The organism is Williamsia sp. DF01-3, assembly GCF_023051145.1.
Lineage (GTDB): Bacteria > Actinomycetota > Actinomycetes > Mycobacteriales > Mycobacteriaceae > Williamsia.
Window position 1 is genome coordinate 2258450 of record NZ_JALKFS010000005.1, and the last position, 15029, is coordinate 2273478.

At 64.1% G+C, this 15029-nt stretch carries 16 protein-coding genes and 1 pseudogene; 5 read left to right on the forward strand and 12 right to left on the reverse strand.

What is annotated here, in order from left to right:
* Positions 1-26 precede the first annotated feature (26 nt).
* The gene (locus MVA47_RS12905) at positions 27-728 is read left to right on the forward strand and encodes a Tellurium resistance (protein WP_247208237.1); all 702 of its coding nucleotides are present in this window, start codon (positions 27-29) and stop codon (positions 726-728) included.
* 18 nt (positions 729-746) lie between these two features.
* Here MVA47_RS12905 and speB read toward each other — a convergent pair.
* The 8 genes and pseudogenes from speB to MVA47_RS12945 all read right to left on the reverse strand — a co-directional run bounded on the left by speB (position 747) and on the right by MVA47_RS12945 (position 7938).
* A pseudogene (gene speB, locus MVA47_RS12910) lies at positions 747-1701 on the reverse strand (agmatinase).
* A 15-nt stretch (positions 1702-1716) separates the two neighbouring features.
* Positions 1717-2481 (reverse strand): class II aldolase/adducin family protein, encoded by a 765-nt coding sequence (locus MVA47_RS12915; protein WP_247208238.1) that lies wholly within the window; start codon positions 2479-2481, stop codon positions 1717-1719.
* Positions 2481-3677 (reverse strand): SRPBCC family protein, encoded by a 1197-nt coding sequence (locus MVA47_RS12920; RefSeq protein ID WP_247208239.1) that lies wholly within the window; start codon positions 3675-3677, stop codon positions 2481-2483. The genes MVA47_RS12915 and MVA47_RS12920 overlap by 1 nt, the downstream gene beginning before the upstream one ends.
* Positions 3677-4582: a sugar phosphate isomerase/epimerase gene (locus MVA47_RS12925; RefSeq protein WP_247208240.1), complete on the reverse strand. Its 906-nt coding sequence runs from the start codon at positions 4580-4582 to the stop codon at positions 3677-3679. The genes MVA47_RS12920 and MVA47_RS12925 overlap by 1 nt, the downstream gene beginning before the upstream one ends.
* Positions 4579-5583, reverse strand: a complete 1005-nt coding sequence (locus MVA47_RS12930) for a C-terminal binding protein (RefSeq protein WP_247208241.1) — start codon at positions 5581-5583, stop codon at positions 4579-4581. Before MVA47_RS12930 ends, MVA47_RS12925 begins: the two co-directional genes overlap by 4 nt.
* A gap of 26 nt (positions 5584-5609) precedes the next feature.
* Positions 5610-6377, reverse strand: a complete 768-nt coding sequence (locus MVA47_RS12935) for an amino acid ABC transporter ATP-binding protein (RefSeq protein ID WP_247208242.1) — start codon at positions 6375-6377, stop codon at positions 5610-5612.
* Positions 6374-7102, reverse strand: a complete 729-nt coding sequence (locus MVA47_RS12940; protein ID WP_247208243.1) for an amino acid ABC transporter permease — start codon at positions 7100-7102, stop codon at positions 6374-6376. Before MVA47_RS12940 ends, MVA47_RS12935 begins: the two co-directional genes overlap by 4 nt.
* 5 nt (positions 7103-7107) lie before the next feature.
* Entirely contained in the window at positions 7108-7938 is an 831-nt protein-coding gene (locus MVA47_RS12945; protein WP_247208244.1) for an ABC transporter substrate-binding protein, read from the reverse strand.
* A 253-nt stretch (positions 7939-8191) separates the two neighbouring features.
* On the opposite strand from MVA47_RS12945, the gene MVA47_RS12950 reads away from it, so the two are divergent.
* From MVA47_RS12950 to MVA47_RS12965, 4 genes are all read left to right on the forward strand, one after another.
* Entirely contained in the window at positions 8192-9085 is an 894-nt protein-coding gene (locus tag MVA47_RS12950) for an Lrp/AsnC family transcriptional regulator (RefSeq protein WP_247208245.1), read from the forward strand.
* A gap of 44 nt (positions 9086-9129) precedes the next feature.
* Positions 9130-9771, forward strand: coding sequence for a hypothetical protein (locus MVA47_RS12955; RefSeq protein WP_247208246.1), 642 nt, complete (start codon positions 9130-9132; stop codon positions 9769-9771).
* A gap of 187 nt (positions 9772-9958) precedes the next feature.
* Positions 9959-10960: a diiron oxygenase gene (locus tag MVA47_RS12960; RefSeq protein ID WP_023963041.1), complete on the forward strand. Its 1002-nt coding sequence runs from the start codon at positions 9959-9961 to the stop codon at positions 10958-10960.
* Positions 10961-10962: 2 nt separating this feature from the next.
* Positions 10963-12507 (forward strand): 4Fe-4S binding protein, encoded by a 1545-nt coding sequence (locus MVA47_RS12965; RefSeq protein ID WP_247208247.1) that lies wholly within the window; start codon positions 10963-10965, stop codon positions 12505-12507.
* 143 nt (positions 12508-12650) lie between these two features.
* On the opposite strand, the gene MVA47_RS12970 is transcribed toward MVA47_RS12965, so the two are convergent.
* From MVA47_RS12970 to MVA47_RS12985, 4 genes are all read right to left on the reverse strand, one after another.
* Positions 12651-12905: a hypothetical protein gene (locus MVA47_RS12970; protein WP_247208248.1), complete on the reverse strand. Its 255-nt coding sequence runs from the start codon at positions 12903-12905 to the stop codon at positions 12651-12653.
* A gap of 131 nt (positions 12906-13036) precedes the next feature.
* Entirely contained in the window at positions 13037-13531 is a 495-nt protein-coding gene (greA, locus tag MVA47_RS12975; protein ID WP_030170928.1) for a transcription elongation factor GreA, read from the reverse strand.
* Between the two features lie 96 nt (positions 13532-13627).
* Positions 13628-14401 (reverse strand): queuosine precursor transporter, encoded by a 774-nt coding sequence (locus MVA47_RS12980; protein ID WP_099381834.1) that lies wholly within the window; start codon positions 14399-14401, stop codon positions 13628-13630.
* 119 nt (positions 14402-14520) lie between these two features.
* A complete protein-coding gene (locus tag MVA47_RS12985) occupies positions 14521-14949 on the reverse strand; it encodes a DUF4307 domain-containing protein (protein WP_062799928.1) in 429 nt (142 codons plus the stop codon).
* Positions 14950-15029 lie beyond the last annotated feature (80 nt).

The window sequence follows — 15029 nt, forward strand, 5'->3', positions numbered from 1 at the left end:
TGTCCGAATTTCCCTAGGCTCAACCCATGGCCATCGACTACACCAAGCGTTCCAAACCTTCGCAGGCACCGTCGACCCCTGCGCCGGTGCCTCCCGCGACACCCGCACCAGCGGCCGCGTCGGCGGTGAACCTCAGCAAGATCGCGCTGACCAAGCAGGCGCCGTCGGTGAACCTCGCCAAGCCCGGAGCGTCCGGCGGCACGATTCGGATCAACCTGAACTGGGCGCAGGGGGAATCGTCAGGAGGGCTGTTCGGCAAGCGCAAGAAGGGCGTCGACCTCGACCTGCGGTGTCTCTATGAACTGGCCGACGGCTCCCGAGGCGGGATCGGTGCGCTCGACCGTGTCTTCGGCTCCCTCGACAGCAGGCCGTTCATCCACCTGGATTCCGACGATCGATCCGGTAATTCGGCGGGCGGTGAGAACATGTTTGTCAACCTCGCCAATCCTGCTGTGTTCCGGCGCATCCTGGTGTTCGCCGACATCTACGCGGGAAGCCCGAACTGGGCCGCAGTCGATGGCGTGGTGACCGTGGAGTCGCAGTTCGGACCCCCCATCGAGGTTCGGATGGACTCGGCCAAGAACAACCTCCGTACCGCATCCATCGCGCTCATCGAGGTCGGCGCTCAAGGAGTGACCATCACGCGAGCTGTCGAGTACTTCTCCGGCGGAGACAAGATGGACAAGCATTTCCGCTGGGGTCTGAACTGGGGCCGAGGCAGCAAATAGCCTGCACCCCAGCTCCTCTCAGCTCGTCGACGGTTGCGCGTCGGCCGCCATCACCGACAACAGTTCGTACGCCACATGTGCGGCGGCGATACCCGTGATCTCGGCGTGGTCATACGCGGGCGCCACCTCGACGATGTCGGCGCCGACGATGTCGAGCCCGGACAGCCCGCGCAAGGTGTTCAGCAATTCGCGCGACGTCATGCCGCCCGCTTCCGGAGTACCCGTACCCGGCGCGTGCGCGGGGTCGAGTACGTCGATGTCCACGGACACGTACACCGGGCCTCCGGCGACACGGCGATGGATGCGCTCGATGATGCTGCGTACCGTGTCGAATTGATAGTCGTCGGACCGGATCAGCTGAAAGCCGAGCACGCCATCTGCTTCGAGATCCTGCGCGCTGTACAGCGGCCCCCGGATACCGACGTGCATCGACCGCTCCATGTCGATGAGACCTTCTTCGCTGGCCCGCCGGAACGGGGTGCCGTGTGTACGGCGCCCCGAAGTAGGTGTCCCAGGTATCCAGATGGGCGTCGAAGTGGAGCACCGCGAGCTTTCCGCGCTCACGATGCAGCGCCCGCAGCAGCGGGAGTGCCAAGGTGTGGTCACCGCCCAACGTCAGCAGCCGCGCCCCGTCCGATCCGAGGTGCGTCACGGCACGGTCGACCGTGTCGAGGGCTTCGACGATGTCGAAAGCGTTGACCGCGATGTCGCCGGCATCGGCAACCTGGTGCACGGCGAACGGCGAGATGTCCATGGCGGGGTTATAAGGCCGCAACAGCTTTGACGACGCGCGGATGTGACCGGGGCCGAAACGTGCACCGGGGCGGTAGCTGACTCCGGTGTCGAACGGGACGCCCACGATCTTGACGGCGGCCGACCGGACGTCATCAAGACGCGGCAGGCGGGCGAAGGTGCCGGGTTCGGTGTAGCGGGGCACCAGGCTTGCATCGATAGGGCCTTGAATCGAGTTCAATGTCACTGCTTTTCCTCAGTCCTTGTAGTCAGGTGCAATGCGCTCGACCAACCGCACCATGGCGGACCAGGCGAGGTCGATGCCGATGTCGTCGGTGAGATCGTCGCCGGTGTCTTCGGCGTTCAGTTGGCGTGCGGTGTGTTCACGGATCGCCTCGTCCGGGACGATGACCTCTCCCGCCCGGGTGGCGGCGACCTGTATCTCGCAGGCCTTGTTGAGGTAGTACATCCGCAGAAAAGCCTGCGCGGGTGTGGAACCCACGGTGAGAAGACCGTGGTTTCGCAAGATCAGCGCCGGATGGTTGCCGATGTCTCGAACCAGCCGCTCTTGTTCGTCGAGGTTCAGAGCGACGCCCTCGTAGTCGTGGTAGCCGACGCGGTTGTGGAACTCCATCGAGATCTGGTTCAGGCCGAGGAGGCCGGTCGCCGAGGCGGCCACGGCGCAACCCGCCACCGTGTGGGTGTGAAGTACACAATGCGCGTCTGGCCGGCTCCGGTGAATGGCACTGTGGATGACGAACCCGGCCGGATTGACCGGCGGACCACCGGGTTCGGTCAACTGACCGTCCACATCGATGCGGACCAGATTCGATGCGGTGATTTCCTCGAACAGCAGCCCATAGGGGTTGATGAGGAAATGCTCGTCCGGACCGGGCAGTCGAACCGAGATGTGTGTGAAGATCAGATCGGTCATCCGGAAATGCGCGATCAACCGGTACACCGCGGCCAGTTGTCTGCGTAGTTCGAGTTCCTCGGCCGCAATGGTCGTGAGATCCGGCATCAGTAGCCGACCTTTGCGGACACCAGTTTCTGGAACATCGCGGTGATCTGATCCCAGTGTGTGACGAGATTGGTGCGGTCCGCCGCGGGAGATCTGCGACCGCTCTGCAGCTTGTGCAGGATCGGCATGTCCTGCTCATTGACCTCGAACAATATGTCCGTCAATCGCTTTCGCTCGGTGCTGAACCGCTCGCCCGTCGCTGTCTCGTCGACGAACACGGCCATGTGCTCGACGGTTCGTTCCGGGCCGGCGGCGTCGAATCCGATCACCTGGAACCAATCCGCTTCCAAGAACAGCAGGGCGTTCGGGAACACACAGAAGATGTCCTGGCTCTCGGTTCGAGCAGGGGGGACGTCGCCGAGGAATGGCAACGCCTCGTCGGTCTTGGCGGCCTTACCGGCTGCGCCATGGGGGTAACAGCCCCCGATGATGTGGTCGGCCAAACGGACATCGTCCACGTCCAGCGACGCACTGACCGGCCCGACCTGCGGGTGGATGAACGGCAGGTGGTAGAAGTCGAGGAAGTTCTCCACCACCAGTTTCCAGTTCACGGCGATGTCGAACCGGCGTTCCTCGGCCAATTGGATGCGGTTGAAGTCGACGTGGTCCCATCGCGCCAAGATCGGCGCGAGCATGGCGGCAAAATCGGCATCGACCTGGTCCGTTCCGCCGGCCTCGGCGCTCTCGAGTGCCAGATTGACGAAGACCATGCCCGCCCACACCTGACAGGCGACAGGCAGCAGACCCAGGTGCTCGGCGCCGTCGGGTACGGCGCGCGTGCGTTCCCGGGTGAAATACGGTGTGGCGTGCAAAGTTCCGTCCAAGTTGTAGGACCAGCAGTGGTACGCGCACTGAATCCGCTTGCGAACCTTCACCGGCTCGTCGGTCATGGCCATGCCACGGTGTCTGCAGGAGTTGTGGAACACCCGGATCTGGTCGTCGTCGCCGCGGATGATCAGAAGGGGCTTGCCGCCGATGTCCACCGGATGCACCATCCCTGGTTCGTCGACCCAGTGCGCGTAACCGGCCCACACCCAGCCGGACGAGAAGATCCGCTCCTGCTCGAGTGCGTATTCGGCGCTACCGCTGTAGGCGCGCGCCGGGATGAGCGCGTGCCCGGTGGTGTCCGAGGACAGTGGGCCCGGCAAAACCTGGTTGCCGGTGGCGGTGACCGGGTTCGGACTGTGTGTGGTCATCAATGACTCCCGTCAGGTGATGGAACGGTGATCGGCGAAGTGGCCGGGGGAGAGGATGGTTCGATCGCCGAGGCAGCGAACGCCTCATGGGCCCAGCTCTTGAGGATCAGGGCCTCGGTCCACCGGTCCGACAGTTCGGCTCCTGCGGCGTCGGTGATCGCGTAGGGACGCGTACCGAGCTCAGTGCAGAACATGATCTGCCGGCCTGGGGCACTTCGGGCCCGAATGGATCGGAAGCCCTGTTCCCACCATCCACGGAACCGTTGCTCCCAACGTTCACCCGCTGGGGTGCCGAGGGGGATCTGGACCTGCGCGCGGGTGGCGATCCTGCCCTGAAGTGATCCGCAACGGTCCAGGATGGCGGTCACCAGGTCTTCGTACTCACGCGTGGGTTCGTCGGGCATCTCGTTGGCGCACACATAATGTGAGAGGTCCCCGGCAAGCTCGATGCGTGGGTCCAGGTGACGCAGGAGCAGCTCGCTGAATCGGATGTCGTTGGTGACGGTGTTGCGGTGTGTCTCCAACTGCATGTCGATCTGCTCGTCACGGCACAGCTCGTACCACCTCGCCACGGTGCCGGCGAGGGCTTCGGGATCGAACCCGTAAATCTGCGCGCACACGACCATCTGGCCGGCACCGACCTGATGGGCGTAGTCGATCGCTGCACGCAGATCATCGATGGTGTGAACGAAGGCGAAGACGGCGGCGTTCAGGTCCGACCCCTGGATGAGTGGGGCGAGCTCAGCGGCAGCAGGCGCCCGCCGTGCCCCGAGATCCACCGCGACACCGTTGAAACCCGCGGCGGCGATGAGATGGATCTGCTCCGGAAGCGACCACTGATCTGCGGTGCTGGGTAGGTCTTCCATGGCCCACAGTGACTGGAAGACAGCGAGTTCTGTGCTCACGACACCGGCACCACGGGGTCGTTGACGGTGAGCACGGGTGTGCCGGTTTGCATCCATTGCACCACGTTCTGCGCCTGAGCGACGATGTACCCACGCGTCGTGGCATCCGACAGGTACGCGACGTGAGGGGTCGCGAGCACATTCGGGTGCCCGATGAGCGGATCGGCGGGATCAGGGGGCTCGGTGTCGAAGACGTCGAGTGCGGCTGCCGTGACACGCCCGGTGTCGAGACCGCGACGCAGCGCCGCCGAATCGATGAGTGTGCCGCGCGCGACGTTGATCAGATGGACTCCCTGACGCATCCGGGCAAAAGCGCTGTCCCCGAGGAACTCCCGGGTGTCCTCGGTCAGCGGGAGATGCAAGGAGATGACGTCGGATCGGCTCAGAACGGTGTCGAGGTCTGTCACCCGCGCGCCGTCGATGCCTGCCAGCACGTTGCCCGCGGCAGGTTCCGGACGGTCGGTGCGGATGTCGAAGCCCAGCACCTCGCGCACCGTCGGTGCCGCCAGGGCAGCATATCTACGACCGGTGCTGCCCAGACCCAGGACGCCGACCGTCATCTCGGACAATCGCCGCGGCAGAGGGGTGGGGCGGTCCAGCCAGCCGCGTGTGGTGGGGAACCCGGAGAAGAAGGGGAGCCGGCGGATCAGTGCAAGAGTGAGGGTCCAGGCATGAGTGGCCACCTCCTCGGCCGCGACGTCACCCACCGTGCACACCCAGATGCCCAGCTCGGCTGCGGCATCTACATCGACGTTGTCATGTCCACGCGAGAGCAACGCGACGATCTTCAGGTTCGGCAGCCGCAGCAACAGGTCTCGGTCGATCGGTGCGTAGCCGACGAGTAGAGCGGTGGCCGCGGCGGCGTCGCGGGCGATGACGTCGGGGTCCCGTGTCTGCAGTACTTCGACCCGAAAGCCGTTGTCTCTCAGTAATCGACAACCGATATCGGGGTCGAGGTCGTCGGTGTCGGTGTAGACCGCCAGCGGTCCGTTGTCGGGCATCGATGCTCCAGGATCAGCGCAGACGTTCAGCGCAGGTGCGAAAGGAATTGTTGCGTCCGTCGGTGTTGCGGGTCGTCGAAGAACGGCCCCGGCGGTCCGGCTTCGACGATCATCCCGTCGTCAAAGAGGGCGACCTCGTCGGCGACGCGACGCGCGAATCGCGTCTCGTGGGTGACCACCACCATGGTCATTCCCTGTTCGGCGAGCTGCTCCATCACCTCGAGCACCTCTCCCACCAGTTCTGGATCGAGAGCCGACGTCGGTTCGTCGAACAGCATCACCGACGGGTTCATCACCAGAGCGCGGGCGATTGCCACGCGCTGCTGCTGACCACCGGACAGTTCACTCGGAAAGTGCTTGAGCCGGTGTGCCATACCGACCCGTTCGAGCATGGCGGTGGCCTGCTCTTTGGCCTCGGTCCGTCGTATCCCGCCGACCTCGGTGAGCGCCAGGGTGACGTTGTGGAGCACATCGAGATGTGCGAACAGGTTGAACCGCTGGAACACCATGCCGATGTCGCGGCGCTGACGGGCCAGCTGGGTCTCCCGTAGGGGCCGCGTCGCCCCGGTTGATCCGACGGACACACCCAGTTGTTTGCCGTGTAGCAGGATCTCACCCTGGTCCGGTGTCTCGAGCAGAGCCATCAAGCGCAGGATCGTGGACTTGCCCGAACCTGAAGGGCCCAGCAGGGCTTTGACCTCACCCTTGTTCACCGTCAGGTCGACTCCCTTGAGCACTTTGGTCTGGCCGTAAGAACGGTGCAGGTTGATCGCCTGCAGGACTGGGCTGCTCATGCCGGTACCTTCTGCACGGTGGGGGTGATGCCGGATGTGTTGTGACCTTTGGAAATCCATCGGTATCGAGCCTCGATGAAGTACTGGATGACCATGGCCACATTGACGATCACGAGGTAGTACACCAGGGCGGCCGAGTAGTACTCGGCGTAGCGGAAGGTCACAGACACCTCGGCTTGCGCGGTGGTCAGCAATTCTCGTAGTGAGATGACCGATGCCAGTGACGTGTACTTCAGCATGGCGATGAACTCGTTGCCGCTGGGCGGAATCGCAACCTTGATGGCCTGAGGGAGAACCACTTTGAACAACACCTTGTGCGGCGGAAGGCCCAGTGCCCGCGCCGCGATGTGCTGGCCGTCGTCGACGCTGAGCAGCGCCGACCGCAGGATCTCGGCCATGTATGCGGCCTCCACCACCGCGAACCCGATGAAAGCCGCCAGGAAGGGGGTGAACCAGTTCTCACGAAGGCCGGGGAACAGCTGTGGTCCGGCGTTCCAGATGAGCAGCAGCACCAGCAAGGTGGGTATGGCCCGGAAGAACCAGACGTAGACCCAGCCCGCAGCACGCGGAGCGGGATTCTTGGCGACGCGCAGGAGGGCAACCAGGAACCCGATCACGGTGGCTGCGATCATCGCGCTGATCGCCAGGCCGAGCGACAGCAGCGCGCCACGGAAGAATGTCCCGGACGTCAAGGCGTCGGTGAAGACGCTCCACTCGAAGACCATCGCGGTCAGGTGACGATTCGGTTGGGATCGAGGCCATACTGCTCGGCGAGCTTGCCGAGTGTGCCGTTGGCGTCGAGCTCTTTGAGGCTGGTGCTGACCGCTGGGCTCAGCGGCGAACCCTTGAGCGTGAAGACGCCGAACTGGGTGTCGGCGGGGAACACATCGGGGATGGACTTCAGCTTGCCCTGGGACTTCTCGACCATGTCGACGACGGCGACATCGGTCTCGATGAGTGCGTCGGCCTTCGAATTCGACAAAGCAGCAACAGTTTCCGATGTCTTGGGGTACGGCTGCACCGTGATTCCGGGCTTGCCCTCGGATTCGAGTCGGCTCGACAGATCACGCAGGGTCTGTTCGTTCGACCCGCCGCCCTGCACCGCGACCGTCTTGCCCGAGAGGTCATCGGCTGTGGTGATGTCGCTCGTGTCCGTGCGCACGATCAATCCGGGGCCGGTCTCCATGAAGGGTGAGCCGTCGGCGACTTCGAGTCGCTCGGGACTCATGTAGAGCGCGGCCCAGAGGATGTCACAGCGTTTTGCCTGCAGGGCTGGCATCAGTCCGTCGAAAGCCGTGTTCTGCCACTTGATGTCGAGTTCCCAGAGATCCGCGAGTGCCCGCGCCGCGTCGGGATCGAAGCCGACGGGACTGGAGGTGTCACCGTCCTTGAAGTACTCCATCGGCGGGTACTCGGGGTCGGTGCACACCGTCAGCTCGCCGCTCTTGAGAAGTCCCGCAGGCGCTTTGCCGGAGGCCTCGGTGCTTTCCGCACCGCCACCGCAGGCGGCGATGGTGGTGGCCAGCAGTACTGCGGCCGTAGTCGCTAGAACTCTTCGCATGTGGGGATCCTCAGGGTGTTGATTCGTGAGCACCGGCGGTGGTGCGGAACTGTCGGGTCTCACCGTAGGATCGCCGGCATAGGTCAGCAAGGCGAAATCTGCAATCAAACGGGAATCAATTGAAGGAAAGCCCAACTATGTGTGCATTTTGTAAACAAAGATCCACTGATCGGGCACTCACCTGCAAAAACGTCCCGCCGACGATCGGACCGGTCAATTGTTAAGTTCTCGTGAGCAGAGTCGATCGGGCCCGATGCCCGAGGTCGACATGCGCATCGTGGAGGCACTCCGCCGCGATGGCAGGGTGTCCACACACGAGCTCGCCGATCAGCTGGGCCTGTCCAGAACCACCACCGCCAGGCGCCTGAGCCATCTGCTCGATGGGGGATTCGTCAGCGTGGTCGGTCTCGTGCATCCGCTGACCATCGGGATCAAATCGCTTGCCCACATCTCGATCTCGGTCGACCGGCCCGTGCGCCGAGTGGCCGAGGCCATCGCCGCCATGCCAGAGGTGCCCTTTGTGAGCCTTGCCTCGGGGGCCTTTCCGCTCATCGCCGAAGCCCGTGCCCACAGCGATGGTGATCTCGCGACGGTGCTCGATCGGGTGCGCTCGGTAGAGGGGGTTCGTTCCACGGAGACACTCTTCTACACAGAGTTGGTGGTCGACGTGCTGCGCCCGACCCGAGCTGACGCTGTCGAGATCGACCGGGTCGATTCGCGGCTTCTGATGCAGTTGCAGATGGACGGCAGACTGTCGTACACCACCCTGGGCGAGCGGGTCGGGGTGTCGACCGGCACCGCCAGGACAAGGGTGCTGCGCATGATCGACGAAGGAGTCGTACGGATCGGCGCGATCGCGAGGTCGGGCCGTGATACTGAATTCGATGTCGGGGTGGGCATCTCGTTGCGGGGTCCCGCCTCGACCGGAGGCGACCTGCTGTCGGAGATGCCCGAGATCCGCTTCCTGGCAGCCACTTTGGGGCGTTATGATCTGCTCGCCACCGTGCACGCGGATTCGCTGGCCGACATCGTCAGCGTTCTCGACCGGTTGCGCGCACTGCGACCCGTGCTCAGGCTCGACAGCTGGGTTCACCTCGACACCGTCAAAGAGAGCTACCACTACCCGGTGGAGGCGATGAAGCCTTGAGCGGGCGTAGGACAGCGTGGCTGACGCCGTCAACCTCTCGTCCGGTGCGGGCACGTGTCGTCGCTCCGGAGGGTCCCTCGGGCCGTGTCGATCCCACGGTCGCGGCCGGGTTCGCAGCGGCCGGGCTGATCTCCGGGGGCACTGTCCTCATCCGCAACTGGCCGCGGGAAAGCGGACCCGGTGACGCCATCGGCGACGTCTTCGCCGAGATGGATGGTTACGTGGTGACGTCGGATGCCGGTCTCACGGTCACCTCGCGGTCGACCAGTGGGGTGCTCGGCCCTGTCGACGCGGCGGTGCACGAAGTCGCGGATCTCATACCGTTGATCGCCGTGCTGGCCACGCGAACGACGGGGGTGAGCCGCCTGAGGGGCGTCACCGACGACGACGTCACCGGCGTCATCGACAACGTGCGCAGGCTCGGAGGTGTGGCGGTCGTCGTCGATGAGGTGCTGATCATCGAGCCTCGACCTCTGGCCGCGGGTGTGTGGGATGCCGAGAACAGTGCCCCATCGGCCATTGCGGGCGCGGTCCTCGGGCTGGTCACCCCGGGCGTGCAGGTGAAGGGCTGGAACGTTGCGGAGGATATGTATCGGGGGCTGACCACCGAGTGGCTACGCATGATCTCCGCCGACGAATACCTCGTTCCAGGCAGCGCGAAGCTGCCTCATGAGTACATGGGCTGAAAGTTCATGTCGTCGGCAACCGGTGCGCGTCACGAGCGGGAAGTTTCCTGTTCAGGGCGGGCCGAGCAGTCAGATGACATTGTGGGGTGTGCCAATCGTGGTTGATTTATGACAACGGACGTTGACAAGCTAGGACCTAGCCCCTAGCGTTCGTCGAGAACACGTTGCACAGGCCAGGAGAGTCGTTTTGACGAAAGCGCTGAAGTACGTCCCGGAACACACCCGCGACACCGATGGGCACGACTACGGCCAGGTCCTCGACGACCTGTCCAGCGCTTCGGTGCACAGGAACTTCGACCCGTATCTGGACATTGACTGGGACGCGCCGCACATGGCGATCACCGAGAACGACCCGCGGTGGGTGCTGTCCAAGGTCGTCGACCCGATCGGCAGGCACCCCTGGTATCAGCAACAGCCGCTCGACAAGCAGATCAAGATCGGCATGTGGCGTCAGGCCAACGTTGCCAAGGTGGGCCTTCAGTTCGAGTCCGTCCTGATCCGCGGTCTGATGCAGTACAGCTTCAAACTCCCCAACGCAGCCAAAGAGTTTCGCTACACGACTCACGAGGCCAAAGAGGAGTGCAACCACACCCTCATGTTCCAGGAGTTCATCAACCGCACCGGGGTGGACGTTCCCGGCGCCAAGCTCGGCTACCGGTTGATCTCGCCCCTGGTTCCTTTGGCCTCCACCATCTTTCCCACGATCTTCTACTTCGGTGTGCTGGGTGGGGAAGAGCCCATCGATCACATCCAGAAAGACTTCCTGCGCAATCGCGACGAGATGCACCCGACCATGATGGCCGTGATGCAACTGCACGTCGCCGAAGAAGCCCGGCACATCTCCTTCGCCCACCACCTGCTGCGCGAAACGGTGCCCCGCAAGTCTTGGGTGCAGCGCTTTCTCCTGTCGCTGATGCTGCCGATCGTCATGCGGGTGCTGTGCGGGGCGATCACCGTGCCGCCCAAGTCTTTCGAGCGCGACTTCGACATCCCGCGCGAGGTCATGAAGGACATCTTCTGGAAGTCCGAGAGCTCCAAGCAGTTCCTCAGGAACGTCTTCGGTGACGTCCGGATGCTCGGAGAGCAGTGTGGCCTGATGAACCCGGTGTCGCGTGTGTTGTGGCGACTGCTCGGCATCGGCGGACGTCCTTCGCGCTATCGCAGCGAACCGACGTACACGGCGGCCTGAGAGTGCCCCATGTGGTGACGCAGGCGTGTTGCGCCGATGCGTCGTGCGTCTACGCGTGCCCGGTCAACTGCATTCATCCGACTCCGGACGAGCCCGATTTCCTCACGTCGGAGATGCTGTACATCGACCCGGCCACGTGCGTGGATTGTGGTGCATGCGTGAGCGCCTGCCCGGTGGGCGCGATTGTTCCGGGCAACCGGATCGAGCCCGCGCACGAACGCTATCCGGCCATCAACGCCGACCACTACTCCGATGCAGCAACCCCGGCGGTCCGATTCCCGGTGGACCCGGGACTGCGTCTGCCCTTGGCGCCCATCTCGAAGCCGAAGCCGATGGCGTCGCCCGGCGGGGAACCGGTGCGCGTGGCAATTGTCGGTTCAGGCCCGTCTGCGATGTATGCCGCCGACGAACTGCTCCGGTACCCGAACGTGAGCGTCACCATCCACGAGAGGCTGGACAAACCGTTCGGTCTCGCCCGTTACGGCGTTGCGCCCGATCATCTCTCGACACGCAAGGTGATGGCGCTCTTCGATGAGATCGCACGAGACGATCGGCTCGACATCCTTCTCGGCAGCGAACTCGGTCGCGACATCACCTTGGACGAACTGCAGCGCGACAACCACGCCGTGATCTATGCCGGCGGAGCCGGCACCGACCGACGGTTGCAGGTTCCCGGTGCGGATCTGCCCGGTGTGGCCAGCGCGACAGAGTTCGTCGGCTGGTACAACGGGCACCCCGACTTCGCCGACCGTCGATTCGACCTCTCGTCGCGGCGGGTGGTGATCATCGGCAACGGCAACGTCGCTCTCGACGTCGCGCGCATCCTCGCGACCGACCCGCAGCGGTTGGCTTCGACATCCATCTCACGGACCGCACTGGAGGCGTTGCGTTCGTCGATGGTCGAAGAGATCGTCGTCGCCGCGCGCCGTGGTCCCGAAGGCGCCGCCTTCACCCTTCCCGAACTGATCGGGCTGGCCGACGGGGGTGTCGACGTCACGCTCGACCCCGGTGCGCTCGACGCTGTGAACGCAACCGCGCCAACCGACCCGACTGCGGCGGCCAAGCTGCAATTACTGGCCGAGCTGGCAGATCGTCCCCGGCGCACCGGCCCGAGCATCAGGCTTGCGTTCCTCCGATCGCCCGAACGCTTCGAGTGTGACGCGGCCGGGATACTCGACGGCGTCACATTCGGGATCAATCGGTTCGATTCGCAGAGGGGTGGAACCGAGCCGACCGGTCAGGTCGAAACCGTCGCCGCCGGAGTGGTTCTCACGTCCATCGGATACCGAGGCGTGGAAGTTCCCGGCTTGCCGTTCGACCCTGTGCGCGGAGTCATCCCGAACGAGCAGGGCAGAGTTGTCACGTCGGCGGGCCCGATCCCCGGCCTGTACGTGACCGGATGGATCAAGCGAGGCCCCTCCGGTTTCATCGGCACCAACAAATCGGACTCGGCCGAGACCGTCGCCCGTCTACGGGAAGATCTCGAAGCCGGCCAACTGGTCGGACCGGCGAAGACGAGCCGTCGTAAGCGCCTGTCGGCCCACTGAACAACCGTCATCACCACCTCCTCGAAGTCGGTCCGGCGTCGGACCACTCGAGAGAACAGCTACGAGCTGGGTATCACGTCGGGTGCGCCTGTGAGGTACATCGGAACCCGGCGTGCGCACGCGAGGTGATGGCGCGAACGCGTTCAGGAGGTCACGTCGGAGGCGGAATCACGCTGCGCCCCAGTCTTGTCCAAGACATCCTGAACGGCCTGTGGAGTCGTGGTGCCGCCCTGGACGACGTAGATGCGCTCGCCTTTGTGGGAACCGTTGGCCCACTTGTCGTTCTGCTGCCAGTCGATGATCTTGCCGTCGTTGTCGAACGCGATGGCGTCGTAGTCGGGATGCTCTCCCGCGAAGTGGGCGATCTGACGGGCTGTGGCGCTGACTTCTTCAGACATGGCGGCCGAGTACCCGCACTGCAGCCGTTCGACACATCGTCCGGGCCGGCCGGTGTCGGTGGCCTTCACACAAAAATGCCCTACCGGCGACGTCCTTCGCGGACGCCCCGATAGGGCACTCGAGTGCTTGCTCAGGCGTGGTACGGCTCCGCGCTCACCAGGGTCACCGAGATGGTGGCCCCGCTGGGCACGGTGTACTTACGGGTCTCGCCGACCTTGGCGTCGATCAACGCGCCGCCCAATGGCGACTTCGGTGAATAGACCTCGAGCTTCTCGTCGGACGAACCCTGTTCGCGGGTCGCGATCAAGAAGGTCTCGGTGTCGTTCTCGTCGCCGTCGTAGTACACCTTCACCACGGAACCTGGCAGTGCCACCCCCGACTGCGTCGGCGTCTCGCCGACCTTTGCGGTGTTGAGCAACTCCTGGAGCTGACGGATGCGGGCCTCTTGCTGACCCTGCTCGTCGCGGGCGGCGTGGTAGCCACCGTTCTCCTTGAGGTCACCCTCTTCGCGGCGCTCGTTGATCTCGGCGGCAATCACCGGACGATTCGCGATGAGGGCGTCGAGCTCCTCTTTGAGCCGATCATGGGACTCCTGGGTAAGCCAGGTCACCTCGGTGTCGGTCATGCTCGTCACTCCCTCTCGTTAAATACAGCAACACGGCCCCTCTCGGGACCGTGTATCAGCCAAGAGTAGCAGGACATATGGACACGGCTCGAATTCTTATCGAATTGTGCCCTGCTGGGCGAGGGCCGTGCGGTAGCTGGGTTCACGGCTCTTGAGCCATCCGACCACCAGGTACGTCAGCGGCATGATGGCCACCTCGACCAGGGTTTTCCACACGAATCCGATGAGGGTGTAGTTGATGAAGTCCGACCAGGTCGAGATGCCCAGGGCCGACGCTGCGATGGAACAGAAAACCAGGGTGTCGAAGAATTCACCGACCACGGTGGAACTGAAAAGCCGGGCCCACAAACGTTTTTCTCCCGAGCGCTCTTTCATCTTCACGAGAACCCAGGAATTGAGGAATTCACCCACGACATATCCGGCGAGTCCGGCGGCGAGGAATTGTGGAACGACCCCCGCGACGGTCTCGAACGATTCTTGACCGTCGTAGAAGTCGGCGGCCGGCAGGTGGACGGTGAGCCAGAAGCACAGGGAAGCGATCAGGAGTACGGCGAAACCGGTGAGGATCGTGCGGCGCATCGCCTTGAAGCCGTACACCTCGCTGATCACGTCGCCCAGCACGTAGGCGAGGGGGAAGAGGTAGAACGCTCCGTCGGTGACCAGACCGTCCATGGACAGTGGCCCGAAGTCGAAGTGGAGGTCGGTGAACAACACCACACCTTTGGTGCCGGTGATGTTGCTGATCATCATCACGCCGACGAAGAGTCCGACGAGCGTGGGGAAGTAGTGACTGGTGATGGTGGCGAACGCCGGGCCCGTTCCCTTGGCGGTGAGCGGGTCCGGCTGCCCAGACTGTGTTGTTGGTGTCATGGGTGCCGATTATGGGGCACGTCCGTGCCGGCCGGTGCGTCGGTCACGCGCTGCGCTGAGCGTCGCGCATCGGTGTGAACCGGTGCGCGAGGCGCAGGGCCGTGCGCACTACGGAGAAGTCAGGGGGCCACGAGGTACGGCGGCACGGTGTCACTGCATCCGTAGACCTCGCCCACCGCGGGAGGGGCAGAGGTGCGGACCACTGCCGACATCGGGAGCCGGGGGTCCTCTGACGCCGGGACGTACACCTCGCGGCGCCCGGTCTCGGATCCGTCCTTGGATCTGGCTCGCACCACGCACGTCGCGGGGACGGTCGGGTCCTTGCGGTTGACGGTGAACTTCACCTCCACGGAGGTGTCGTCGAGGATGTCGTATCCGGTGGCTTCGCCGGAGATCTCCGGATCGGCGAACCGCTGGTAGGCGAGCCAGGCGATCACCACGCCGATGATGATCACGAGGCCGGTGAGCGCGAGGAACCAGCGTCTGCGTGATCGAGGTGTGCGTTCGGCCGGATAGCGGCCCTGCGGGAGGCTGCGGGCGCTGGTCATGGGTTCATACCTACCATGGAGTGGCAGAACCGAGACCGGCGCGGCGCGAGCCCGGGGTGCGGTGGGAGTATGGACAAGCG